The 24,460-nt window shown below is 58.5% G+C and carries 24 protein-coding genes and 1 tRNA gene; 20 read left to right on the plus strand and 5 right to left on the minus strand.

Annotation, left to right across the window (positions count from 1 at the left end):
• Positions 1 to 159 precede the first annotated feature (159 nt).
• The 5 genes from EKM85_RS09905 to EKM85_RS09925 all read left to right on the plus strand — a co-directional run bounded on the left by EKM85_RS09905 (position 160) and on the right by EKM85_RS09925 (position 4,019).
• Positions 160 to 951 carry a phosphosulfolactate synthase gene (locus EKM85_RS09905; RefSeq protein ID WP_225418983.1) on the plus strand — a complete coding sequence of 264 codons (792 nt, stop codon included), beginning with the start codon at positions 160 to 162 and terminating at the stop codon, positions 949 to 951.
• The gene (locus EKM85_RS09910) at positions 951 to 1,604 is read left to right on the plus strand and encodes a histidine phosphatase family protein (RefSeq protein ID WP_125586467.1); all 654 of its coding nucleotides are present in this window, start codon (positions 951 to 953) and stop codon (positions 1,602 to 1,604) included. Before EKM85_RS09905 ends, EKM85_RS09910 begins: the two co-directional genes overlap by 1 nt.
• Before the next feature lie 110 nt (positions 1,605 to 1,714).
• Positions 1,715 to 2,536, plus strand: coding sequence for a Cof-type HAD-IIB family hydrolase (locus EKM85_RS09915; protein WP_125586469.1), 822 nt, complete (start codon positions 1,715 to 1,717; stop codon positions 2,534 to 2,536).
• Positions 2,533 to 3,024 (plus strand): GNAT family N-acetyltransferase, encoded by a 492-nt coding sequence (locus EKM85_RS09920; RefSeq protein WP_125586471.1) that lies wholly within the window; start codon positions 2,533 to 2,535, stop codon positions 3,022 to 3,024. The genes EKM85_RS09915 and EKM85_RS09920 overlap by 4 nt, the downstream gene beginning before the upstream one ends.
• Before the next feature lie 41 nt (positions 3,025 to 3,065).
• Positions 3,066 to 4,019 carry an aldo/keto reductase gene (locus tag EKM85_RS09925; RefSeq protein ID WP_125586473.1) on the plus strand — a complete coding sequence of 318 codons (954 nt, stop codon included), beginning with the start codon at positions 3,066 to 3,068 and terminating at the stop codon, positions 4,017 to 4,019.
• 154 nt (positions 4,020 to 4,173) lie between these two features.
• On the opposite strand, the gene EKM85_RS09930 is transcribed toward EKM85_RS09925, so the two are convergent.
• The 3 genes from EKM85_RS09930 to EKM85_RS09940 form a co-directional block, all read right to left on the minus strand.
• Positions 4,174 to 4,896, minus strand: coding sequence for a glycosyltransferase family 2 protein (locus tag EKM85_RS09930; RefSeq protein ID WP_125586475.1), 723 nt, complete (start codon positions 4,894 to 4,896; stop codon positions 4,174 to 4,176).
• A gap of 180 nt (positions 4,897 to 5,076) precedes the next feature.
• The gene (locus tag EKM85_RS09935; RefSeq protein ID WP_125586477.1) at positions 5,077 to 6,000 is read right to left on the minus strand and encodes an SPFH domain-containing protein; all 924 of its coding nucleotides are present in this window, start codon (positions 5,998 to 6,000) and stop codon (positions 5,077 to 5,079) included.
• Between the two features lie 40 nt (positions 6,001 to 6,040).
• Positions 6,041 to 6,232, minus strand: a complete 192-nt coding sequence (locus EKM85_RS09940; RefSeq protein WP_125586479.1) for a hypothetical protein — start codon at positions 6,230 to 6,232, stop codon at positions 6,041 to 6,043.
• A 191-nt stretch (positions 6,233 to 6,423) separates the two neighbouring features.
• On the opposite strand from EKM85_RS09940, the gene EKM85_RS09945 reads away from it, so the two are divergent.
• On the plus strand, positions 6,424 to 7,152 hold the full coding sequence (locus EKM85_RS09945) for a GH25 family lysozyme (protein WP_125586481.1): 729 nt from the start codon (positions 6,424 to 6,426) through the stop codon (positions 7,150 to 7,152).
• An 81-nt stretch (positions 7,153 to 7,233) separates the two neighbouring features.
• Positions 7,234 to 7,590: a YxeA family protein gene (locus tag EKM85_RS09950; RefSeq protein ID WP_125586483.1), complete on the plus strand. Its 357-nt coding sequence runs from the start codon at positions 7,234 to 7,236 to the stop codon at positions 7,588 to 7,590.
• A gap of 69 nt (positions 7,591 to 7,659) precedes the next feature.
• On the opposite strand, the gene EKM85_RS09955 is transcribed toward EKM85_RS09950, so the two are convergent.
• Positions 7,660 to 8,034 (minus strand): DUF4828 domain-containing protein, encoded by a 375-nt coding sequence (locus EKM85_RS09955; RefSeq protein WP_225418982.1) that lies wholly within the window; start codon positions 8,032 to 8,034, stop codon positions 7,660 to 7,662.
• A gap of 113 nt (positions 8,035 to 8,147) precedes the next feature.
• Between EKM85_RS09955 and EKM85_RS09960 the strand changes: the two genes are divergently transcribed.
• The 4 genes from EKM85_RS09960 (at position 8,148) to EKM85_RS09975 (ending at position 16,675) form a co-directional block, all read left to right on the plus strand.
• Positions 8,148 to 9,128: a Gfo/Idh/MocA family protein gene (locus EKM85_RS09960; RefSeq protein WP_125586485.1), complete on the plus strand. Its 981-nt coding sequence runs from the start codon at positions 8,148 to 8,150 to the stop codon at positions 9,126 to 9,128.
• Between the two features lie 11 nt (positions 9,129 to 9,139).
• Entirely contained in the window at positions 9,140 to 10,438 is a 1,299-nt protein-coding gene (locus EKM85_RS09965; protein ID WP_125586487.1) for a DEAD/DEAH box helicase, read from the plus strand.
• Positions 10,439 to 10,521: 83 nt separating this feature from the next.
• A complete protein-coding gene (locus EKM85_RS09970) occupies positions 10,522 to 10,947 on the plus strand; it encodes a DUF3284 domain-containing protein (RefSeq protein ID WP_125586489.1) in 426 nt (141 codons plus the stop codon).
• Between the two features lie 286 nt (positions 10,948 to 11,233).
• Positions 11,234 to 16,675 (plus strand): MucBP domain-containing protein, encoded by a 5,442-nt coding sequence (locus tag EKM85_RS09975; protein WP_125586491.1) that lies wholly within the window; start codon positions 11,234 to 11,236, stop codon positions 16,673 to 16,675.
• An 82-nt stretch (positions 16,676 to 16,757) separates the two neighbouring features.
• On the opposite strand, the gene EKM85_RS09980 is transcribed toward EKM85_RS09975, so the two are convergent.
• Positions 16,758 to 16,831, minus strand: a tRNA-Arg gene (locus EKM85_RS09980).
• Between the two features lie 139 nt (positions 16,832 to 16,970).
• Between EKM85_RS09980 and EKM85_RS09985 the strand changes: the two genes are divergently transcribed.
• The 9 genes from EKM85_RS09985 (at position 16,971) to EKM85_RS10025 (ending at position 24,297) form a co-directional block, all read left to right on the plus strand.
• Positions 16,971 to 17,654 carry a hypothetical protein gene (locus EKM85_RS09985; protein WP_125586493.1) on the plus strand — a complete coding sequence of 228 codons (684 nt, stop codon included), beginning with the start codon at positions 16,971 to 16,973 and terminating at the stop codon, positions 17,652 to 17,654.
• A 266-nt stretch (positions 17,655 to 17,920) separates the two neighbouring features.
• Entirely contained in the window at positions 17,921 to 18,187 is a 267-nt protein-coding gene (locus tag EKM85_RS09990; RefSeq protein ID WP_125586495.1) for a GlsB/YeaQ/YmgE family stress response membrane protein, read from the plus strand.
• 68 nt (positions 18,188 to 18,255) lie between these two features.
• Positions 18,256 to 18,795, plus strand: a complete 540-nt coding sequence (gene amaP / locus EKM85_RS09995; protein ID WP_164510744.1) for an alkaline shock response membrane anchor protein AmaP — start codon at positions 18,256 to 18,258, stop codon at positions 18,793 to 18,795.
• Positions 18,796 to 18,811: 16 nt separating this feature from the next.
• Positions 18,812 to 19,012, plus strand: coding sequence for a hypothetical protein (locus EKM85_RS10000; RefSeq protein WP_125586499.1), 201 nt, complete (start codon positions 18,812 to 18,814; stop codon positions 19,010 to 19,012).
• 7 nt (positions 19,013 to 19,019) lie between these two features.
• On the plus strand, positions 19,020 to 19,412 hold the full coding sequence (locus EKM85_RS10005) for an Asp23/Gls24 family envelope stress response protein (RefSeq protein ID WP_125586530.1): 393 nt from the start codon (positions 19,020 to 19,022) through the stop codon (positions 19,410 to 19,412).
• 68 nt (positions 19,413 to 19,480) lie between these two features.
• Entirely contained in the window at positions 19,481 to 20,023 is a 543-nt protein-coding gene (locus EKM85_RS10010) for an Asp23/Gls24 family envelope stress response protein (RefSeq protein ID WP_125586501.1), read from the plus strand.
• Positions 20,024 to 20,234: 211 nt separating this feature from the next.
• Complete coding sequence (locus EKM85_RS10015) at positions 20,235 to 22,568, plus strand: ABC transporter ATP-binding protein/permease (RefSeq protein ID WP_125586503.1); 2,334 nt, start codon at positions 20,235 to 20,237, stop codon at positions 22,566 to 22,568.
• A gap of 304 nt (positions 22,569 to 22,872) precedes the next feature.
• On the plus strand, positions 22,873 to 23,313 hold the full coding sequence (locus tag EKM85_RS10020) for a PTS sugar transporter subunit IIA (protein WP_164510745.1): 441 nt from the start codon (positions 22,873 to 22,875) through the stop codon (positions 23,311 to 23,313).
• A 48-nt stretch (positions 23,314 to 23,361) separates the two neighbouring features.
• A complete protein-coding gene (locus EKM85_RS10025) occupies positions 23,362 to 24,297 on the plus strand; it encodes a LacI family DNA-binding transcriptional regulator (RefSeq protein ID WP_125586508.1) in 936 nt (311 codons plus the stop codon).
• Positions 24,298 to 24,460: the final 163 nt, after the last annotated feature.

The raw sequence follows: 24,460 nt of genomic DNA on the forward strand, positions 1-24,460 counted from the left end.
CCCCGGTTGAGTATCGGGAACAAGTCATCGTGGCTTAATTCAAATTCTAATTCGTCTAACTTTTCTATTGCACTTCATGCCCCCGAGGCGGCCTTTTTATATGAGATTATTCACATGTTTGTCACATTTTAATTTCACCAAGCTGGTAAAATAAGGATCATCAACTTCAAGGAGGAACTTTGCTTAAAGAAGGCTTATGCATTCTTAAAAAACACGCCGAAGACGCCGACCCCGCGTGGCAAGACGATGATGCTGGACAAGGGATTAGGCCTGAACGAAACTGAGGATCTGCTGGCGACTGCCGGCGACTATCTTGACTACGCCAAGTTCGGCTGGGGCACAGCGGCGACGATGGACCGCGCGCTGATTCAACAGAAAACGGCACTGTATCAGGCCGCCGGGGTCATTGCCTACCCTGGCGGTACGCTCCTTGAGGTCGCCTTAATGAACGGGCAGTTCGGCGAGTTCTTAACGGAGACAAAAGCGCTTGGCTTCGGCGGGGTCGAGGTCAGCGATGGGTCGACGGTGATCGCGCCCAGCACCCGCAAGCAGGTGATCCAGCAGGCGAAGGATGCGGGGTTATTTGTGATCTCGGAAGTCGGCAAGAAAGACCCGACGCTGGATCACAAGCTCAGTATTCACACCCGCTTGATCCAGATTCAGACGGATCTGCGCAATGGGGCAAACTATGTCATCATCGAGGCGCGCGAGGCCGGCAAAAATATCGGGATCTACGATGAAGGCGGTAACATCATCGAAGCCGAGCTGGCCGAGTTGACCAAAAACGGCACTGACCAGCTGATTTTTGAAGCGCCGCTGAAAAGTCAGCAGGTCGCGTTGATCCGCCAGTTTGGCGTCGGCATCAACCTGGGCAACATTGCTAGCAATGAAGTGACGGCGCTGGAGACTTTGCGCCGGGGCTTGCGCGGCGATACTGTGGGGAGGGTGTGATGAAGCGATTGTTTATCATCCGGCATGGCCGCACGCAGTGGAACGTTGAAAAGCGCCTGCAAGGGGCCGGCGGCGACAGCCCGGTGCTGCAAGCTGACCTCACGCCCTACGCGCGGCTGGCCGCTTACCTGGACGAATACCGGTTTGCCGCTGCGTACACCAGCCCGCTGCCGCGCGCCAAGACCTCCGCTGAGCTGATCGTGGCCCGGATGCCGCACAACGCGAGCTTGCCCCTGGTGCCAGTTTCGGGACTGACTGAAATTGGGTTTGGCCAGTGGGAAGGCCAAAAGCGTGCCGATTTGGTGCGCGACCACCGCGAGTTATTTGCCAAGTTGTCGCGGCGGGAAAATGATCCCGCCTTGACGGCACTGGGAGTCGAGGATTTTGACGCGGCAGGGCGGCGCTTTGCCCAGGCCATCAAACAGATCAGCGCGGCGCTGCCGGCGGAGGCAAACGCCTTGATCGTGACCCACGGCGGGATCGGCCAGCTGGGCATGCGGTATCTGACCGGTAATGACCATTTGCTGGGCCTGAAGAATTTGGCCACGTCCATCGTGGGCGTGGTCGGTGATCAGTATTATCTTGACGTCTACAATCAAACCGCATATCTGCCGCACGTGGACCTAAACGAAGGCAACGTGTCGATCCTTTGATCAGCAGTCTGGTCCCGGAGAGGCGCGGCGAGCCGCATCATTCGCCGCTGGCGCGCAGGCCAAGTGCGTTATAATTATCATTAAGGCATGATTGAGAGAAAGGGCCAACGATGACGATTAAACTGATTGCAACGGATATTGACGACACGCTGCTTAATTCCAACCGGCAGCTGACAGCGCACACGATTGCCGTGCTTAAACAGGCCCATGCGCGCGGGGTCAAGGTGGTGCTGTGCACCGGGCGGCCGCTGCAGGCGGTGCAGCCGCTATTAGACCAGCTGGGGCTGAGCGGGCAAGACGAGTACGCCATCACCTTTAACGGTGCGGTCACGGTGCGGCTGGACGGCACCGTGCTCAGCAGCTTTGGCCTCGGCAAGGCGGACTTTGAACAATTGGACGCGTTTGCGGCGGCCAATCACGTTCAGTACAACCTGCGCGACGCAGCGGGCCGGGTCATTACGCCCAACGACCAGATCAGCTTCTACGCCGTGCGCCAGGCCTACGACAGTCAGGTGGGGATCATGCGGCAAAGTCCGGCGCAGGTGCCGGCGGATTACCGCTACATCAAAGGGATGCTGACGGCGCCTAAGGCCGTGTTAGACGCCATTGAGCCTGCGGCCAGGCAAGCGCTTGGCGGCTGCTATTACGTGGTGCGCTCCACCCCGTTTTTCCTGGAGGTGATGAACGCCCAAGCGAACAAAGGCAGCGGACTTCAGGCACTGGCCGCCCAGCTGGGGCTCGGGCCCGAAGAGGTCATGGCGTGCGGCGATGAGGCCAACGATCTGCCGATGCTGAAGTGGGCCGGCTGCAGCATCGGCATGGCCAACGGGATCGCCGCGGTAAAGCAAGCGGCGGCGCACGTGACGCTGGACAATGACCACGACGGGGTCGCCGCCGCCGTCGTGCAGTACGTGCTGGCGGGGCAATCATGACGCTGACGTTTCGGCTTGCGCAGCCGCGCGACTTGAGTGCCATCATGGCGATCGAACGCGCCGGCTTCACGCCTGCTGAGGCCGCCTCACCGGCCAGCATGGCGGCCCGCATCGCCCGGTACCCCGACACCTTTATCACCGCCTGGCAAAGTGACGTGCTGGTGGGGTACGGGGTCGGGCCGGCGATCGCTCAGCCTCATCTGACCGATGACCTGTTTGAAACGGCCCAGGCCAATCCGCCCGCGGCTGCTTACATTGCGGTGCTCAGCCTCGCGGTGGCCCCAAGTGCGCGTAGGCAAGGGGTGGGCACGGCGCTGCTGGCCGCGCTGACGAACGCGGCCCAGCGTCAGCACCGCCGCGGCATCACCTTGACTTGCCTGGCGCGCCTGGTGCCGTTTTACCAGCGCAACGGGTTTGCGAGCGCTGGCAGGTCCGCGTCAACGCACGCCGGCGAGCAGTGGTTCGATATGGTCAAAATGCTGCAGTAGCCCCCACGGCTAGTTTTATCAAAAAGAAAAGAGTGCGAAACGTGAAAGCAGTTAAAATCGGTAACACCAATTGGCAAGCGTCCAGCGTGGCGCTGGGTATCATGCGGATGAACGCCTTAACGCCAAGCGCTGCGGCCAACAGCTTGACCGCTGCGGTTGACGCGGGGATCAACTTTATCGACTCGGCCGACATTTACGGTCAGGGGGAGTCCGAGAAGGTCTTTGGGCAGGCCCTGAAGCAGTCCGGCCTGCGCCGCGATCAGCTGTTTATCCAGTCCAAGGGCGGCATTGTGGTTGATCCGGCGCGCTCCCACGGCAGCCTGGTCTTCGGCAAGCGGTACGATTTCTCCAAGGCGCACCTGATCGCCGCGGTGGATGGTGAGCTGAGCCGGATGGGAATCGACTACCTTGACTCGTTTTTGCTGCACCGACCGGATCCGCTGATGGAACCGGAGGCAGTCGCCGAAGCCTTTGATGAGCTGCAGCAGGCAGGCAAGGTGCGCCACTTTGGCGTGTCCAACTTCGATCCGCAGCAGTTTGAATTCCTGCAGAAAAACCTGCGCCAGCCGCTCTTGATCAACCAGGTGCAGTTCTCAGTCATGCACACAGGGATGGTTGACGCGGGGATGCACGTGAACATGGCCGACGCCCGCTCGGTCAACCACGACGGCGGGCTGCTGGCCTTCTCGCGGCGCAAGCACGTGACCTTGCAGGCGTGGTCGCCGTTTCAGTACGGCATGTTCGCCGGCGTCTACATCGACAACCCCAAGTTCCCTAAGCTGAACGCGAAGCTGGCGGCACTGGCCGAGCAGTATCACGTCTCCAAAAACGGCATTGCCGTGGCGTGGATCTTGCGGCTGCCGGTCCCGTTCCAGGTGATCTTGGGCACCATGACCCCGCAGCACATCCAGGATTCCGCGGCCGGCGCAGACGTCGCGTTGACCCGGCAGGATTGGTACGACGTGTACTTTGCGGCCGGCAACGATTTGCCCTGAGGCGGTCGCTTCAGTGGCGGCAAGCCGCGATCCTCATCTCAACGACAAGCAGGCGGCGTTGCCTCGCGCTTAACAGCGCGTTGCAGCGCCGCCTGTTTGCGTGGCCGCTTGTCGGCGCTTGGCCAGTGTCATGGCCGCCGGTTGCACCCACTGGTCAGTGGATTTTACGCCCCATTGCGTAGATCCGGTCGAACACCCCGGCTTCTTGCCGCCGCGCTTCCCAGCCGGCGGTGTGGATCGTGCTGTTGGGACGGTTGCGCTTGGTGTATAGGACCGCCGGTAGGTAGACGTAAGGCCCCGGCGTGGCCGCCACAAAGCTGGCGGTGAACAGGTAGTCCTCGGCGAGCCGCAAGGATTCATCAAAGCGCAAATTGGCTTTACGAATCGCTGCGGTGCGAAAGGCCTTGTTCCACACGTAGCCGCCGACTTCGGTGCCGTGCTGGGAGGCCTGCTCGAACATCGCGTGCTGGTCCAGCACCAGTTCTTGGGCCTGGCGCCGCGGGAGGGCCCGGAACCAGCGGTAGCCAACGGCAACGGCAGCGACGTCCGCTTGAAAACCGCCGCGCAGGGCCGCAGCAAAGGTGGGGGCCACGCGGTCGTCGCCGTCGATAAAGGCGACGGCACCAGAGGTGGTGCGGTCCAGGCCGAAATTGCGGGCCACGGACACGCCGCGGTGGGTCCCCAGGGCTTCGTGGTGGAAGTTCGGCACGCCGCGAACGAAGGCGGCGCCGCGCTCGGCGGTGCCGTCAGTGGAGCCATCGTCCACCAGCCACAACGTGAAATCAGCAGTTTGGGCGATCAGGTCATCCAGCATTGGCTGAAAGTAGCTGCCCAGCTGGTAGGTGGGGATCACTAGGGTCAAGTCTTCACTCATCATTATCACCTCGCTGGCCATTATCCGCGGGCCCAGCGCAAACGCAAACAATCAGCTTGTGCATCGCTTTACAGACCGTGGCCCGCGGTGAGCCTGGGGCCGCAAGTGCGCCTGCCGCTGCGAGCCATCCGCACTAGCAAAAAAACGCCCGCCGGCAGCGCCAGCGAGCGTGATCATCGGGATTTATTTTGCTTCCGGATCGGTGTGCTTCAGCACCCGCCCCACGGCTGGGATCTGGCCCAGCGAGTCGATGGCGGTACTTGGCATGACCACGGTGTTGGACGAGCCGTTGGCCAACGCTTCCAAAGCCTCCACGTTCTTGTAGGTGAGGTAAAGGTCGCCGTTGTTCTTCAGCCCTTCGTTGATCGAATCGATCTGATCGTGCACCGCTTCGGCGATCAGCCGCTGGGACTCCGCCTTACCTTGGGCCTCCAAGATCTGGGTCTGCTTGTTGGCCTCGGCCTGCAGGATGTCGGACTGCTTTTCGCCTTCCGCCTTGGCAATGGCGGCCTGCTTCAGGCCTTCCGCTTCCATGATGTTGGCTTCCTTTTCACGCGATGCCCGCAGCAGCTTATTCATGGATTCCTGAATGGTCTTGTCGACTTGGATCGAATCAATGTTGACGCGGTCCACGTTCAGGCCGTAACCCGCGGTGGTCGTGGCGATCTGCTGGAACAAGGTCTGGTTGATCGTCTCGGTGCCGTTCAGGACATCGTTCAGGTCCATGTTACCGATGATCCCCCGCAGGTTGGCGCGGGTATCCTGCACCATGGACAGCACGGAATCCTTGTTCTGGTAGACGTAGGCGTTGACGTCGGTGATGTGGTACTTCAGCGTTTCGGAAATGCGCACCACAACGTTATCCTTGGTGATGACTTCCTGTTCATCGACCTTCAGTGGGATCTGCTTCATGTTGACGATCTCGGTGATGCGATAGATGAACGGGGGCACCACGTGAAAGCCTGGCTGCAGGGTCTGAACGTACTTCCCCAGCCGCTCGACGATGCCGACCTCCCCGGTGTGAATGATGGCCATACTTGAGAACAAGATAATCAGTAGAAAAATCGCGACGATCAGGATGACCGCCCAAATAATGATTCCAACCATAAAAACTCCTCCTTTATCGGCCGCACTGCGGCCGCAATCCTTAGTACTGAAGCTGGCGTTTGGCTAGCCGCACGCCCAACCCCAGCGCCGACGCACTTGCCACGACGACAAGGTCCCCGGTAGTCGCGGCGTCGAGCAGCTGGTAGTGATAGTGGATGCCGTAAAGCACCACTTCCCCGGCGCCCGGATGCGTCAGGGTGAATGTCGTTCCAATCAAACGATCGTCCAGCATGTTCTGCCTCCTTGCGACTGCCCTCATCATAGTCTGTTTGGCCGGGTGAAAATCGGTCCAAGGGCTGATTTTCGCCGCCGGACCGCTCGGCACTAGGCGAGTCGCCATCTTCATTCTACAGGAGTTTTACCGGGCTGGGCGGAAATGGGTATAATAATATCATTCACGAATCACCGAAGGGAGGAAGCAGAATGGCCAGACGCCGGCGCAAGCGGCCGATTTATTCCAATACGTACATCAAACGGCGCCGGCTGTGGACCGCCGGGGGCCTGGTCACCTTAGTGCTGGCTGCCGTGCTTGGCGGCTGGCTGTGGTCGCAGCGGCAAACTGGCGTGGCCAAGTACCCGGTCCGCGGCGTGGTGCTGGCGCAGAGCGACGGTAGTGCTGACTTTCAGGCCCTGCAAAGCGCCGGGCTGGCCTTCGTGTACCTCAAGAGCACCCAGGGCGCAAGCTTCTTTGACGATCGTTTTGCGGCCAACTACGAGCAGGCGACCAGCAGCGGCCTGAAAGTCGGGGTCTATCATTACTTCTCCTTTGACAGCGATCCGGCGGCGCAGGCGGACTACTTTGCCGCAAAGGTGGGCCGCACTACCGGCACGCTGCCGATCGGGTTGCGGGTGGCCTTCTACGGTGGGTACGCCAATCATCCGCCGGCCGTGGCGGTGCTGCGAGCCAAGGTGCAGGCCTTCATCGTTGAGCTGCGGCGTTACACTACCCGGCCGTTGGTGCTGATGGGCACGCCCACAGTGCTCGGCGCGCTCAAGGGCAGCGACCGCTCGGCGAAGCGTTGGGTGATCAGCGCCGGCAAGCCGCGCTTTGCCGGCGCCACCTTCTGGCAGGACGGCAAGCTCTCGGCGGCGGGCACGGCGTACAACGCGGTGGCGTTCCTAGGTCCGAAGAAGGCCCTTGCCGGAAACTAACAAAACTGTTACCCAAACGTTAGGCGAATCGCTGGTCGGCCCCCTTGCCGTCTGCGATACTGGACGGTGAGGTGAACAGCAATGAGAAAGCTTTTGATCGCGGTGGTCGTCCTGGTGGCACTGGCCTTTGGCGGCATGAAACTCATCGAAGTCACGGCGTATGGCGGCGCCACTTACTACACCAAGGTGACGACGGATGGCGCGCGCATCACGCAGCACGACCGGCAGGGCCATACCTATGTGGACTACCGCTACCGGCTGACGGGGTACGACGAGCAGGGGCAAGGCCGCGCTTTGACCTTCAATGCCAACAAGGCGCGGCCGCTGACGATGGGCGCCTACCTGAAGCTGACTTACAATCAGAAAAAAGGCGTGACCCGCTGGGCGGCCGTGGACCAGGCCGCGGTGCCCCAAAAGGCGCGAACGCAGCTCAACTAAGGGCCGCCGCAGTTGACTGCAGGGGTGCCGCAATAGAAAAGCCGGTGTGCAAATCGCACACCGGCTTTTCTATTGCGCGTCGTCTGCCGTTGGCGTGATGATGTTGTAGGTCGCATCCTCGGCTTCGTCGTAGACCGCTTTGGGGCCGCTTGCCCCGTTCGTAATGATCAGTTGGTAGCCGTAGTGATCCAGAAAGGTGAGGCGATCGGTCGTGATCCCGGTCACCGTGCCTGGCAGGACGCGGCCGTCGATTTTGATCGCGAGCTCCTTAGACACCACGATCTGATGGGTCTTGTTGGTGAGCTCGTCCAAAAAGGCGTACTGGCCCGTGTACTGCAACGCGAGCGTCTCCATGGGTGTGGGCTCGTTTGGCACCTGGTGGTGATGACGGTGGGGCACTGCATTTTTTAAGCCGCTGATGAGATTGTGCACGAATGATGGCATACCTTGACCCCCGTTTATGATACTCTCATGATAGCATGCACTTGTTACGCTGAGGTATCAGAATCAAATCGGTCTGTTACAATATCTTTAAAAGCAGGAAAGGCGGGACAACATTGAAATTAGGGATTATTGGCACCAATTGGATCACCGTCCAGTTCGTCCAGGCGGCGGAGGCGACGGGCGCGTTCACGCTGGCAGCGGTTTATTCGCGCAGGCAGGAGACGGCCCAGCACTTCGTTGACGAGACCCATGACGCCGCAATTTACACCGACCTTGAGGCGTTTTTTGCCAGTCCCATCGACGTGGTGTACATTGCCAGTCCCAACGGTCTGCACGCCGGGCAGGCGATCGCGGCGCTGAAGGCCGGCAAGCACGCCATCGTGGAAAAGCCAATGGTCACCGATGCCCATCAGCTGGCGGCCCTGGAAGCGGCGCAGGCCAATTACCCTGACCATATGGTATTCGAAGCGGCCCGCCAAGTCTACGATCCGAACTTCGCGGTAATCAAAGACTACGTGGCCGCGCACCGCAGCGCGCTGATCGGCGCCACCCTGACGTACGCGAAGTACTCCTCGCGCTATGATGCCTATCTGGCCGGCAAGGACCCGAACATCTTCTCCCCACGCTTTGGCGGCGGGGCGCTGATGGACCTCGGCGTGTACTCCGTGTACGTAGCGGTCGGCTGGTTTGGCATGCCGCAGCACGTCGTTTACCTGCCAGACGTGCTGAAAAGCGGGGTGGACGGCAGCGGCGTGGCCAGCTTGACCTACGATTTCGGCAACGTCACGCTGCTCATGGGCAAGAACTACACAACGCAGGCACCAAGCGAGATCTACTTTGGCAAAACGACCCTGGCGTTTGGCCCGACCGGCGTGCTCGACAACGTGCACACGTTTGGCGAAACGGCCCAATCGTTGAGCCAGCCGCAAGCGAAGAGCCCCATGGCCGACGAGGCGGCCTTCTTCGCCAAGGCGCTGACGACAGGCGACCGCCAGGCAGCGGCCACCGCCTTTGCGCTGGCGAAACAGGTCCACACGGTCATGAGTGACCTGCGGGCGACCACAGACATTCGGTTCAATACGGACCCAGAATAGGAGCAGTACACATGGCAATTGCATCGATTTTTCAACCCTTATGGCAGGCGGCCGGCTTCACGGCCGAAACGCCGATTCAGGAGCGGGTCTACCAGCCGCTGAAGCAGGATGAATCCCTCGTCGGGCTGGCGCCCACGGGTTCGGGGAAGACCTTGGCCTTTGGGCTGCCGCTGCTGGAGAAAATGGTCCCGGGGGCCGGCCTGCAGCTGCTGATCGTCAGCCCGTCACAGGAGCTGGCGATCCAGACCCGCGATGTGCTGCGGCCGTATGCCAAGGCGGCCAACTTGCGGCTGGCCGGCGTCACCGGCTCGGCCAACGTCAAGCGGCAGCTCGAGCAGCTGAAGGAGAAGCCCGAGGTCATCGTCGCGACCGCGGGGCGGCTCTTGGAGCTGGTCCAGTCGCGCCGCCTGAAGCTGGCGGGGCTGCAGACACTGGTGATCGACGAGGCGGACGAAATGCTGCGCGAGCCGGGACTGACCCAAGTGCGCGAGCTGGCCGCCGCGGCGCCGGCCGAGGTGCAGCTGGCCTTTTTCAGCGCGACCGACAGTCCCAAGTTTCCTGAACTGGCCCAGTGGTTCGGACAGGACGTGGCGATCATTGACGTGCGCGACATTGACCACACGCAAGGCCAAGTGACCCACTACTTTGTGCAGACGGACAACGCGCACCGCGAGGTTTGGCTCCGGCACCTGGCGCACCTGGACAAGTTTCAGGCCTTGGTGTTCTTCAACCAAAACGCGGTGATGATGAAGGTCGCCCGCACGCTGAGCCATCAAAGCGTGAAGTTTGCCGTGCTCAACCGCACGGACCGGTCGGCGACGCGCGCAAACGCCTTAAACGCGTTTCGCAAGGGGAAGGTGACGCTGCTTTTGGTCACCGACCTGGCCGGCCGGGGCCTGGACATTCCGCACTTACCGGCGGTGATCAATTATCAGACGCCGACGCGGGCCGAAGCGTACATCCACCGCGCCGGGCGCACCGGCCGCATGGGCGCTGCCGGGATGGTGATCACGCTGGGCGACGATCACGACCTGCGCGACTTGCGCAAGCTCGTGCCGCAGTATGCCATCGTCCGCGGTTATTTGAACGACGGCAAGATGAGCACGGTCGCGCCAGTCGCCGCCCCGGCGGCCCCGGCGGCCGCGAAGGCGGCGCGCCCGGCGCTGGTCGCCAAAAGCGCGGCGGTCAAGCCGGCGAGTCGTTCGGCCGCCCAGCCAGCGGGTCAGCCCGCCGCGGCGGCGGTCAAAAAGCCGCACCGCAAGAATCGGCTGCGCGACCGCAAGAATAAGGGCAAGCGGCGCAAAAGCTAATGAGGTTGCGTCACCGTTTTCATTAGCCGATAATAGAGGATATACTAAACGCCGTGAGCGCTTGAAATTCGGAGGCATTATTCATGAAAGTAACCAGTACGGTTAACGCACCTGTGAGCTTCTTTTACCAAAAGCTGATCGATTCGGTGCTGTACGACATTAAGCACGAAACCGGCCAGGACCTGACTTTTGCTCAGCTGCTGGGCTTTGAATACAAGAAGTCGCTCGGGGCCCGCGGTACGCTCCGCATCAAGATCACCAAGTTGGTGCAAAATCAGAGCTACGCGTTCGATACGGTCGCCGGTGCCGACACCTATCACACCAGCTACCAGGTCGCCGGGACCGAGGACGACAAAACCGACGTCATCTACCAAGAAAACGCCGATTACGGGGACACGATCAAGCAGCGGAATAATCAACTGATGATGCTCCTGATCGGGTGGAGCAAGAAGCGGCGCATGAAGCAAATGTGGGACAGGGTTGCCGCGTCCTACCAAGCAGGGGAATAACGTCGAGGAAGGTCTGCCAAGTGCAGGCCTTTTTTGATGGTGCAGAGGGTCGACGTACTTAGCCCGCCAGTCAGATGCTCCGCATGGCGGACTGTAGGGTTGAATGCCTACGTTCTGATCATTGCCAGAAACTTGCTACCGTGGCCTCCCCGCGGCACTGCTCACCGCGCCATTGCATTAACGATACGTGGGCCTCACTAAATAAAATTGCTTGAAAATTATTATGTCTATAGGGTAAAATAATTTCGGATGGAGCCAATAAATTTTCGGGTAGGGAGGATTGATCATGGATAAGTTGATCAGAGAGGTTAAGCATCGCGTAAAACTGTATAAGAGCGGCAAAATGTGGCTTGCTGTCGCCTTGCTGAGCTTGGGTGTGCTTAGTGTGGCTGTGCCGGTATTCCCAGGGATTCCTTTGACGCAGGTGGTTCAGGCAGAGGCGCTGGGGCCAATTGTGACGGACAAAGACGCCAACGGACATTATTCTGTCGACCCTGATCTGACCGACGGCGATGCCGTTGAGGTCAAGGATGATAACATGGCGGCGTACTTCACCGCGGTGGACCGGGCTGGCACCCAGAAACCACTAAACGGACGGCAGGTCCAACTAACGACTGGTTACGAATCGCGACAGGTTGACAACAAATGGAACTACGACGCCGGCACGGTGCTTTTGCTTGCCAAAAAGCAGATTGATTTCACCAGCGATTTTGCCCTTGACACAACCATGACGATAACGTGGAAAGCCAACATGGGAGATGCCGGCTGGGTCGGCGGTGACGGCACCGCGCTATTTTTCGAGCCAGTCAGTGCAGCTGATGCGATCGCCGAAGCAAAAACGGGCGGAGACTTAGGCTTGGCGGGAAATGTGTCCCAAGATCAAATCATCAGCTATAACGTGTCCACCAACGCTCAGGGTGAAGTGAAGAGTTTTCCCGCGGGGACGGCAAGTTATCCTCAGAACAGCTGGCTGGTATACCAGTCCAACGGGGATGCATACACCCCAAATGAGGTACCAATCCAGACCGGGGTGGCAGTGCCAAGACAGACTAACGGGACGATTGCCTATACTTTTAAAATGAGCTATGATGCCCAAACCCGCCAGCTGGTCACCAACGTCGTCGACAGTGCCGATGCAGTGATCAAGACTTGGACATTCAGCGTGCCCGCAGATTGGAGTGACAAGGGCTATACCATGGGCATCTCTGCGTCGACGGCGGCTTCACAGGCCGCGTATCAGGCGAACATCACCAAGTATAGCTTTGCCCCGGCGGTGACAAGTTTGAAGATCACGTCCACTGGCCTGCCGGCTGGCACTGCCGGTCCGAGTCAGGACAACGTCTTGGGAATCGCGGGGAATATTGTGGCCTTCTATCCGGCCGGGACGACCGCACCGAGCAGCGCTCCTGACGGTCAACCGATTACTAAGGCCTATGCGGTCCCCGAAGTGGCTGGCTATCAGCTCAGAAATCCGCAATTTTTCACAGTTGGTACCGATAAAGCAGCCAATGTGGTCAAGCTGGATTATGCGCAAAAGGCAGGGGGCTTGAACGTCAGCTATGTTGACGGCGCAGGCCGGGAAATTTATCCTTCAACCAGTAAGACCGGATTAGTGGGCGACCAATATGAAACTGATGCTCCTGCAATCAGTGGCTACAAGAATCCGCAGCTGAAGGAGGGATCGGCAGCCGCCACGGGTACGCTGACGGCTGATCCCCAGTACGTAACCTATGTCTACGAGCCAGAGGTCAAACCGGCTGCACCGTTAACGGTCAATTACGTGGATGACACTGGCACCCAAATTCAACCGCCAAAAGTCTTCCCAGGTAATATCGATGATCCCTACGCGATTACGACCACCCCACCTGAGGGATACGATTTTTTGCGGGTGACAGACGGATCGGCTGCGTTAAGCGGGAAACTGACTGACCAAGAACAGACCATTACCCTTGTCTACGGACGCAAAGGGCAGCCTGCTGACGAGGCGACACCGAGTAAGTTAACTGTCCGCTACGTCGATAATACTGGCGCCGAGATTCAAGACCCGGTGACCAAGACAGGTTATGTTGGCAACTCCTATGAAGTGGTACCGGATAAACTGGACGGTTACGCCTTTCTTCGCGTGGGGGAGGACTCTGCCGGTCTGACGGGTACTTTTGCGAAAACTGATCAAGTCGTGACCATGGTCTATGACAAGGTGGGTCAGACTCCGGATGAGGGTGTCCAGAGTAAGCTGACCGTCCGCTACGTCGATAACACTGGCGCCGAGATTCAAGACCCGATGACCAAGACAGGTTATGTTGGCAACTTCTATGCAGTGGTACCGGATAAACTGGATGGTTACGCCTATCTTCGCGTGGCGGATGATTCGGCTGGTTTGACGGGTAGTTTTGCTAAAGCTGATCAAGTCGTGACCATAGTCTATGACAAGGTGGGTCAAACTCCGGATGAGGGTGTGCAGAGTAAGCTGACCGTCCGCTACGTCGATAACACTGGCGCCGAGATTCAAGACCCGGTGACCAAGACAGGTTATGTTGGCAACTCCTATGCAGTGACACCGGATAAACTGGACGGTTACACCTTTCTTCGTGTGACGGGAGATTCTGCCGGTCTGACGGGTACTTTTGGGAAAACTGATCAAGTCGTGACCATGGTCTACGATAAGGTGGGCCAGACGGTAAATGATGGCACACAGAAAAGTAGTCTGACGATCCGCTACGTCGATAACACTGGCGCCGAGATTCAAGACCCGGTGACCAAGACAGGTTATGTTGGCAACTCCTATGAAGTGGTGCCGGATAAACTGGACGGTTACGCCTATCTTCGCGTGGCGGATGATTCGGCTGGTTTGACGGGTAGTTTTGCGAAAACTGATCAAGTCGTAACCATGGTCTACGACAATATGGGTCAGACTCCGGATGAGGGTGTGCAGAGTAAGCTGACCGTCCGCTACGTCGATAACACTGGCGCCGAGATTCAAGACCCGGTGACCAAGACAGGTTATGTTGGCAACTCCTATGCAGTGACACCGGATAAACTGGACGGTTACACCTTTCTTCGTGTGACGGGAGATTCTGCCGGTCTGACGGGTACTTTTGGGAAAACTGATCAAGTCGTGACCATGGTCTACGATAAGGTGGGCCAGACGGTAAATGATGGCACACAGAAAAGTAGTCTGACGATCCGCTACGTCGATAACACTGGGGCCGAGATTCATGCCCCGGTGACCAAGACAGGTTATGTTGGCAACTCCTATGCAGTGGTACCGGATAAACTGGACGGTTACGCCTATCTTCGCGTGGCGGATGATTCGGCTGGTTTGACGGGTAGTTTTGCTAAAGCTGATCAAGTCGTGACCATGGTCTACGATAAGGCGGGTCAGACGGTTGAAGATGGCACACAGAAAAGTAGTCTGACGATACGCTACGTCGATAACACTGGCGCCGAGATTCATGACCCGGTGACCAAGACAGGTTATGTTGGCAACTCCTATACAGTGGTACCAGATAAGCTGGACAGTTACGCCTACCTTCGCGTGACGGATGATTCGGCTGGTTTGACGGGTACTTTTATGAAAACTGATCAAGTCGTGACCATGGTCTACGATAAAGTGGGCCAGACGGTAGATGATGGCACACAGAAAAGTAGTCTGACGATACGCTACGTCGATAACACTGGTGCCCAGATTCATGCTCCGGTGACTAAAACAGGTTACGTTGGCAACTCCTATACAGTGGTACCAGATAAGCTGGACAGTTACGCCTATCTTCGTGTGGCAGATAATTCTGCAAGCCTGACAGGCAACTTTGCGAAAACTGATCAAGTCGTGACCATGGTCTACGACAAGATGGGTCAGACTCCGGATGAGGGTGCGCAGAGTAAGCTGACCGTCCGCTACGTCGACAATACTGGCGCCGAGCTTCATGACCCGGTGACCAAGACGGGGTTCGTGGGAAATTCATTCGCGGTGGTCCCAGCAAAAATTGACGGCTATGCTTACCTCCGTCTTGGAGAAGGATCATCCGCTTCGTTAGGAAAATTTAAAAATGATAATCAGACCGTGACGTTTGTATATGACAAGATAGGTCAAACTCCTGATGAAACTGCACAGAGTAAGTTGAGCATCCGCTACCTCGATAATTTAGGTAATGAGATCCACGGCCCTGTGGTTAGGGGAGGTTACGTTGGCAACTCCTATGCAGTGACACCGGATAAACTGGACGGTTATGCGTATCTTCGCGTGGCGGAAGATTCTGCCAGTTTGACGGGTAACTTTCTGAAAGCTAATCAAGTCGTGACCATGATCTACGATAAGGTGGGGCAAACTCCAGATGAGAGTGCACAGAGTAAGTTGACTGTCCGCTACGTCGACAATACTGGCGCTGGGATTCATGACCCGATGACCAAGACAGGTTACGTGGGAAATTCATTCGCGGTGGTCCCTGCTAAGATTGATGGCTATGCTTACCTCCGCCTTGGAGAAGGATCATCTGCTTCGTCTGGGACCTTTAATAAAGAAAATCAGACCGTGACGTTTGTTTATGACAAGGTGGGGCAAATTCCAGAAGAGGGTACACAAGGTAAGCTAACTGTCCGCTATGTCGACAATACTGGTGCCGAGATCCAGAATCCGGTGACCAAGACAGGTTTTGTGGGCAACTCGTATGCTGTGGCGCCGCTGGGAATAGACGGCTATGTTTATCTTCGGTTGGCAGCGGGCTCTGCGGCGTTGCGTGGAAGCTTTATCACGAAGGATCAGATCCTGACGATGGTCTACGACAAGACTGGGAGAACGCCAGCCGAGAACGTTCAGAGTAGTTTGACCATCCGATATGTTGACGAGGCAGGCTATCAGATCCAGAATCCAGTGATTAAGACCGGTTACGTGGGGAACGCCTATTCAGTCACCCCAGATCAAATCGCCGGCTATGCGCCCCTTGGATTAGCCGATGGGTCGGCGCCACTTGCGGGCCAGTTCAAGGTGCCAGGGCAGACAGTTACCCTGAGATACGGCCGTGTTGGCCAAGTTGCCGAGCCAATCCCTGGCGGTGTGTTAACTATTCATTTTATCGACCAGTATGGACAAATGATTCGCCCGGATTTGATCAAAGCAGGCATGGTTGGTCAAGGGTATGCAATTGGTGTTCAAATGCCTGGATACACGTTCAGCGGGATTGGCGCAAATTCTGCCCCCCTGATAGGGCATTTTGGCAAAGCGCCGATTCAGGTTACTCTGATTTACTTGAGGACAGAACAAACGCCAGTGCCAGCAGTTGGTGAGCAGCCAGGAGAACCAAATCGTGTTCCCGGTCTTGAGCCAGGACCGGGAACGGTTCCTGACGTCGTGCCGAATGGGGCGGAGACGCCAAATTTGCCGCCTATTTCCACGCTTCAAGCTGATTCGCAACCTGCCCCGAGCGATACGCTTAGGACAATCGACATTGCGGTGGTCGATGAGGGTGATCCCGCGGTCTCAGAACAAAGGGAATCAAGCCTAAGCGGGATCACGGGTGGCTCCTCAGGCTTTGCCAGCTTGGTCGGAAAGGCGAAGCCGAATACGCCGCAGAGTCTGGCAGTAAAAGCCGCGCCCGGGTCCAAGCAGCCCGCGCCGGCTAAGCGGCTGCCCCAAACGGGTAATCGTGCGGCCACAGGACTGACGGTCGCAAGCTTATCGCTGCTTTCGCTGGTTGGACTGCTGATCGGCTGGAAGCCGCGGCGCCGCCAGTAATGCTGGGTGGCAGGAACGACAAACAGGGCCAGAAATCGAGATCCGATTTCTGGCCCTGTTTGGTTGCATAATTTAGCTGAGATGCGCTCTATCGGAATCGAACCGATGATCTTCCGCTTAGGAGGCGGTTGCTCTATCCTGCTGAGCTAAGAGCGCGAATACTCTAATTTTGCGCTAAACCGGAAATGCTGTCAACCGGGTTTGGTCAACTGGGGGCGGTTGCTTCCGGCGTGGATGCGGCGCGGTGTCATGTTAGAATAGAGAACATGATATCAGCGGCAGGGAGGCAGCCTTGGTGATCTATCTGGAAACGGTGGGGGCGACCCTCGGCATCATGGTCGTGGCGGCCCTCGGCTTGTCGTGGCTCAACGGCCGCACGGTGCAGCACATTGTCAATCAAACGGGCAAAACGAACGCCGAGCTTTGGCTCATGAAGCCGGGACTGTGGGTCCACGAAACCGCTCATGCCCTTGTCGGCCGGCTGTTTGGCCTGCAGATCCAAGAGTTCTCGGTTCACCCAAGCGCTGATCGCCGGTCAGCCGGCCACGTCACGTTTCGCTTCGATAAGCATTCACTTTGGCAGCGGTTAGGGTTGTTTTTCGCCGGTGGGGCACCGCTTTGGGTGGTGGGAGTGATCACGCTCACGCTGGGTAAGCACGCCTTTTGGCCCGGCCTGCCGTTGGCCCTGGTGGGCTGGCAAACGATGCTGCCCACTTGGCCCTGGGCCTTGGGCTGGCTGGTCAGCGCGCTGCTGCTGAGTCTGGGCGCTAGTCTGTCGGCGGCGGACCTCCACACAATGTGGCGCGGGCTGCCTGTGTTTGCGCTGGTCCTGCTGGTCGCGGCGCTGCTGCTGCAATGGCTGGCGCCGGCGGCCTTGCTCTGGTGGCGTGAAGGCAACCTCCTGCTGGCAATGATTTGCGGGTTACTGGCGGCAGTCGCCTTGGCCGTGAACTGGCTCAGTCATCTGTTGTGGCGGTGAGGCGACTCGCCGCTTTTTAAATATCACGGGATTTATTTGTGCCAAAAGCATATTTATTGCCAAGCCCTCCTTCATTTCGTTACGCTTATATTAGGCAGGGAAGTCCTGCCGGGTAATCCCCGAGGAACTGGAAACTTTTTCCAGTGTTTTGCCAGCGTGCATCCTAGGTAAGCGCGCTGGCGCTCGATTGTTTCCTACGCTCAAGGGCAGCCAATGATGATTGGCTGACTTTCTGCCTCGACAATCCACTGAAGGGAGTGGTAAGAATGTTACACCTTATTTGGGTCCTGATCATTGGGGCCGTGATCGGTGCGATCGGCTCAATGATCGTCGGCCGCGATATGCCAGGCGGCTGGATCGGCAACATTATTGGCGGTTTAGTTGGTGCTTGGGTGGGCAGTAGCCTGCTCGGCGGCTGGGGGCCGAACGTTGCGGGAATGGCAATCATTCCGGCAATTGTCGGCGCCATCATCGTCGTGTTTGTTGTTTCTCTGTTGATTGGCACCATGGGCAAAAAGCGTGACCGCGCTTAACGTCCCTGACGCATCGCGGTGAGTTGACGGGCTTTGGCCTTTCAACTCCCGCCAAAGGAGGAATGACGATGCGACCAATCACCAAAGCCCTGCTGGGCCTGGTGGCCGTCGTCGGCATCGTGCAAAGCTTGGCCGTCATGGCGCTGACCTGGCCGGTGACCGCGGTGCGGGCCTGGCTGCTGCTCTACTGGCAGCCGCTGCACTGGGTACTTTTCGGCCTGGCGGCGTTCGTGGGTTTAGCTTTTCTGATCATGCTGCTAGCTGCTGTGTTGACCCGGTCGACCACCACAAATTTGGTGCTCGCAAATGATCGGGGAGACTTGTCCGTTTCCAAACAGGCAGTCGAAAACGCGGTCGCGAAAAGCGTCGCCGCCACCCATCCAGTCAAAGGGGTGGCCGTCGCGGCGACGATGCACAAAAGCGCGGTCAAGAAGGCGGAGATCGATGCCTACAGCCTGGAGCCAACCGATCTGAAGGCCCAAGCTGAAGCCATCAAGCAAACTGCCCACGACAAGCTTGAGCAGATGCTCGGCGTGCCGGTCAAGCAAATCAAGGTTCACCTTCACCCTGGCGCTGCCGCCTCGGGCAAAACTGCCCGGGTGCTGTAGCGAGAAAGGAGGCGCCATGCCTAAAAGTATGTTTGGCGCACTGATCGGCGCGGGCCTTGCCCTCGCCTGGTTGCGGTTCGGGTTTTTGGCGATGTTGTTCGTCGTCCTCGCAGCGGCGGCCGGCTGGGCAGTGCAACGCTACCTCTGGCCGCAGCGTGCGCTCTTGATGGACGTTTTTCGCACCGGGGCCGTTAACCGCAGGCGGGAGGTGAGGTAAGTTGCCAATGCAGACGATGACCGATCCAGGTGCCGCCACCCTGATCGAAAGCTCCAAGCTCACGTTTGAACCATATGTGCTGGAAAAAATTGCCGGGATCTGCGCCCAGAACATTCCCGGGATCTTGGCGATGGACGGCAACGTCGTCGACAAGATGGCGGAGTCCTTGGGCCGCGATGAGAAGATCACTAAGGGCATTAAGGCGGAAGTCGGCGAGCACCAAGTCGCCATTGATATGACGGCACTGCTCGAATACGACGCCAACGCCAAGGAGATCCACGAGCGGTTGATCCAGACGGTTACGGATGCCGTGATGCGCATGACCGGACTGCAGCTTGTTGAACTCAACTTGCACGTGGCGGATGTGCTGACGCGCAGTGAGTGGCAGAAGCGCCAGTAACTAGTTCGCCAACTGTTTCAGTGTAGTATTGCAGGCTGGTTTCCCAGCCTGTGGCAAAGGAGGCCAAGATGAGTCACGACGATTTCACTAATGACCTGACGACCCACCACAATGACCATGACACCGCGCCACTAACTGATGATTTGCACAAGGATCTCGGCAGTGACACCGATGCACCGGAACTGAAAAAGGAACTGCGCTTCGATGATGCCGTGATCCAAAAAATTGCCGGCACGACTGCGGCGGACATTGATGGTTTGCTGCGGCTAGAAGGCGGCATGTTCCATGACATGACCGACTTTCTGCGCAAGGGCGATGACCCGAAGGCCGGTGTGTCCGTAGACGTTGATGATCACCAAAAGGTCACCGTCAACTTGGACGCAACGATGCGCTACGGCGAAGCGGCCCCGAAGATCTTCGACCAGGTGACCGACGCGATCGTGAAGAACGTGAAGGACATGACGGGCATGGACGTAACGGCTGTGAAAATGACGGTCAAGGACATGCTCACAGACGAAGAGATCCAAGCCGAAAAGGCCAAGCAAAGTAAAGTTGATGAAAAAAAGTCTGATTCGCTGAAAGACGACGACCGCGAGATGCAGCCAGTCTAAAGCGTTCATCGAACAAGGAGAGAGTCGTGCAACGGCTTGCACGGCTCTTTTCTCGTGCCCGCCAATTCTCCGTCGCGCGCCCGACGACTAGGCCAGTGTGAGTGTGGCATAATCAAGAGGACACTTGATTATGACAACTCAAAAATACTGGTTTTACTGGCTGCCGCAAGAGGGTATGCTAGGGGAAAATCGACTAAACGGAGGCTATTTCGTGCTCGAACTCAAACACATCAAGAAGTATTACCACGTGGGCGACACCCTGACCAAGGCGCAAGACGACGTGTCCGTCGCCTTTCGCAAGCAGGAGTTTGTCGCGATCCTCGGGCCCAGTGGCTCAGGCAAGACCACGATGCTTAACATCATTGGCGGCCTGGACCGCTACGACTCCGGCGACCTGCTGATCAAGGGCCGGTCGACCAAGGACTTTAAGGACGCTGACTGGGATGCCTACCGCAACAATTCCATCGGCTTTATTTTTCAGTCCTACAATCTGATCTCACACCTGTCGATCATCGAGAACGTCGAGATGGGGATGACCTTATCAGGCGTGCCCGCCGCTGAGAAGCGCAAACGCGCCGAAGACGCCTTGATCCGAGTTGGGCTCAAGGAGCACATGCACAAGCAGCCTGGCCAGCTTTCTGGTGGTCAGATGCAGCGTGTCGCCATTGCCCGGGCGATCGCGAACGATCCCGAGATCTTGCTGGCAGACGAACCGACCGGGGCGCTGGACTCTGAGACCTCCGAGGAGATCATGCAGCTGATCCAGGAGCTTTCGCGCGAGCGGCTGGTCATCATGGTCACGCATAACCCGGATCTGGCCAAGAAGTACGCGGACCGCGTGATCAACTTTGCCGACGGGAAGATCAAGCACGACTCGCACCCGCACGTGGAGGCGGCAAAGGCGCAGCCCTTTGCGCTGAAGCGGACCAAGATGAGTTACCTCACCGCCTTGAAGCTGTCCTGGACCAACATCCGCACCAAAAAAGGGCGCACGTTCCTCACGGTGTTTGCGTCCAGCATCGGGATCATCGGCATCGCCGTTGTTTTGGCCCTGTCCAACGGTTTTCAAAAGCAGATCGATAAGACGCAAAGCGAGGCCATGGCCTCCATGCCCGTGACGATCTCCCAGACCGGGACAGACACGAACTCCCTGATGACCGGAACCGAGACCAAGACCTTCTCCAAGGCCAGCCGGATCACGGCAGCGACCAGCGCCGCCGATAAGGCTCAGCACACCAACAAACTGACGCCGGCGTACTTGGCTTACCTAGACAAGATGCCGACCGCCGACGCGCGCAACATCGCGGTGTCGTACGGGACGGGGATGAATCTGATCCGCCAGGTCAACGGTAAGTATCAGGCAGTCAGCTTCTCCACGGCTAATCCCGCCAGCGGCGGCGCAGATTACCGGTCCATGATGGCGGCTTCGACCGGCGTGGGCGGGGTGGTTTACCCGGAGCGGCGCACCAAGTCGGGCAAGACCTTCCTTGAGACCTACTACAAGGTCTTGGCCGGCCGCTACCCGACCAAGGCCACCGACGTCGTGCTGGTCGTTGACAAGAAAAACACGGTCAACATCAACGCCCTGAAGAACCTCGGGATCACGGTCAAGGAAGGCCAGAAGTTCAGCTACAAGGACCTGATCGGGACGACGATTAAGCTGGTCGCCAACAACGACTACTACACCAAACTGCCAACAGGGACGTTTATCCCCAACCAGACGCTGACGAGTGCGGCGACCGCCCCGGCAACGAAGACCTTGACCATTCGGGGCATCATCCGGGTGAAGTCTAAGAACTCAGATGGCCTGCTGGCGTCCGGCATCGCTTACAGTTCGGCGCTGACCAAGCAGGTCCTTGAGGCGAACCAGGATTCCGCCATCGTTCAGGCGCAAAAGGCCAGCCAGCGGAATGTGATGTCCGGCCAGCAGATGGACGGCGCCACCCGCACGGCGACTTTGACCGCGCTGGGCGGCAGCAGCAAGCCGGTGTCGGTTCAGATCTACCCGACGACTTTTAAGCTGAAGGATAAGGTGCTGAAGTACCTGGATCGGTGGAATAAGGATCACAAGAAGGCGGATCGCGTCATCTATACGGATCTGGCCGGGACCGTGTCCGACATGACTGGTGGCCTGATGGATGCGATCACCTACGTGCTGGTCGCCTTCGCTGGCATTTCGCTGGTGACCTCGATGATCATGATCGCGATTTTGACTTACACCTCGGTCATTGAGCGCACCAAGGAAATCGGGGTGCTCAAGGCCTTGGGGGCCCGGAAGAAGGACATCACGCGCGTGTTTGACGCGGAAACCTTCATTCTCGGTATCGGGGCCGGATTGTTCGGGATCGTCGTTGCCTGGGCGCTGACCTTCCCGATCAACGCGGTCCTCGCAAACGTCACCGGCTTGGTGGGCGTCGCGGTCCTCAATCCCGTTCACGCCATCACCTTAGTCGTTATTTCGACCGTCCTGACCCTGCTGGGCGGCCATGTGCCTGCCCGCATGGCGGCCAAGAAAGACGCCGCGATCGCGCTGCGCTCTGAGTAACCGTCCCGCTAACCACATTTACGGGTCGCTTGCGGCGGGGGCGGCAGCGAGCTTCGCCTAAACTACGCGCGCCTCTGCAAAGCGATTTGCTTCCCGAATCGCAGCGCAGAGGCGTTTTTGCGTCCTTGCCCACCCCGCGCAGGCCGCGGGCCGTGAAGATGCGGCTCGGGCAGTCAGCCTGCGGTTAAATTTCTTGCCGAAAGCGCTTGACCTGAAACGGGTCCCACACCGTACACTTGCCTTGTTGATAGAAAAGCGTTTCGATCCGCGGCGAGGCGCAGGACATTCTTAGGGGGTCATGATGATGTTTGGAACATTATTTCGCAAACCGGCAATGTTAAATGTTGAGTTGGCCGACGGATCGGAACTGGGCGCGATTGAAACGGTGGCCACGGAGGCGGCAAAGGCGTTGAAGCTGTCGCCCACGGCAGTGCGGGCCAGCATTTTGGCCAGTGAGGTGCAAGGGGCTCAGTTTGCCGGCGAAAGGGCGGCGATCCTGTACGCGTCTTGCGATGAGTTGAAGGCGCCGCGGAGCCTGCTGGTGAGCTTGAAGACGCCGGTGGCCTGGGGCTTTGGCGCCACCGCCCACCCAGTAGACCAGCTGGTGGTCTTGGCGATGCCGAACGACAGCCCGGCCGCCGCGAAGCAGGCGATGATCGAGCGGCTGCGGCACAAGCTGGCGCACGGCGTTCCCACCGACGAGAAGGCCGCGGTCCGCTTCGCTAACTCACTGCTGACAGAATAATGCCACTTTTTGTAACCGCTTCTGGTAGACTGGAGGGCGGAGGTTACTATGACGAATATTCGCGATATTGCCCGCCTCAGCGGCTACTCAGTGGCGACCGTGTCTCGCGTGCTGAATCATCGAAAGTACGTCTCCGACGCCGTGCGCCAGCGCATCGAAAGTATCATCCGGGAGTTGGATTATGCGCCGAACGACGTCGCGCGTGATTTGAGTCGAGGCAAGACCATGAAGATCGGGGTCGTGCTGCCGGTGTTCGTGCATCCTTACTACACGGTCCTGACTCAGAGCATCACCCAGGCCGCCTTTGCGCAAGGCTACCAGGTCAGCCTGCTGCCATCCAGCTATAAGCCAACGCTGGAGCGCCGGTTTCTTGAACAGTTCAAGCGGCAGGCGTTTGATGGCATCATTTTCACCTCTCATGAGATGCCCCTCAAGGCGCTGGCCGCCTACCAGGAGTTTGGCCCGGTCGTGGTTTGCGAGGATCCGGGTCAGTTGCAGATCGCCGCGGCGTTCACGGACCGCCAGCCCAGCAACGAAGCGGCGTTCACCTGGATCAAGCAGCGCGGGTTCAAGCGCGTGGCGCTGATGATCCCGCGTGCGCCGCGCCTGTCCGCGACCGCCCGGGCGATCGTGGCGGCCTACACGACGGTGTTCGGTCAGCCGCCTGACCCCAAGCTGATTTGGGTCGGTTCAATGAGCAACGAGGATGGCCAGCGTGCCGGGACCTTTTTGGCGAAGCTCAAGCCCGATTTCATCTTCACGAATAGCGATGATATCGCCGCCGGGGTCATGCAATCCTACCTTGCTCAGGGCCTCGAACCGCCAGTGATGATGGGCCAGGAGAATCAGCTGACCGGGCGGCTGATGGGGATGTCGACGATCGATCACCACTTGGAGCAGGTGGGCCAGGCTGCGGTGGACTTGGCCACTGGCGCCAAGTCCGGCCGCATCAAGATCGCTTCAGAGTTTATTGCCAGAGAATGATCGTGTGCCAAACGGGCCGCTTTCCTGAAACTTCCAGGAAAGTGGCCTTTTCGGCCAGTCTCCTGAACGCACACAAAGGGCACCATCCCTTGCGAAATGGTGTCCCGACCCTCGGGGTTGCCCCCGGGGGATTTGTATTTCCCGGTTTCCCGGGACTGCTACC

Origin of the sequence: Lacticaseibacillus jixianensis (genome assembly GCF_003946485.1) — a bacterium.
Taxonomy (GTDB): Bacteria; Bacillota; Bacilli; order Lactobacillales; family Lactobacillaceae; genus Lacticaseibacillus; species Lacticaseibacillus jixianensis.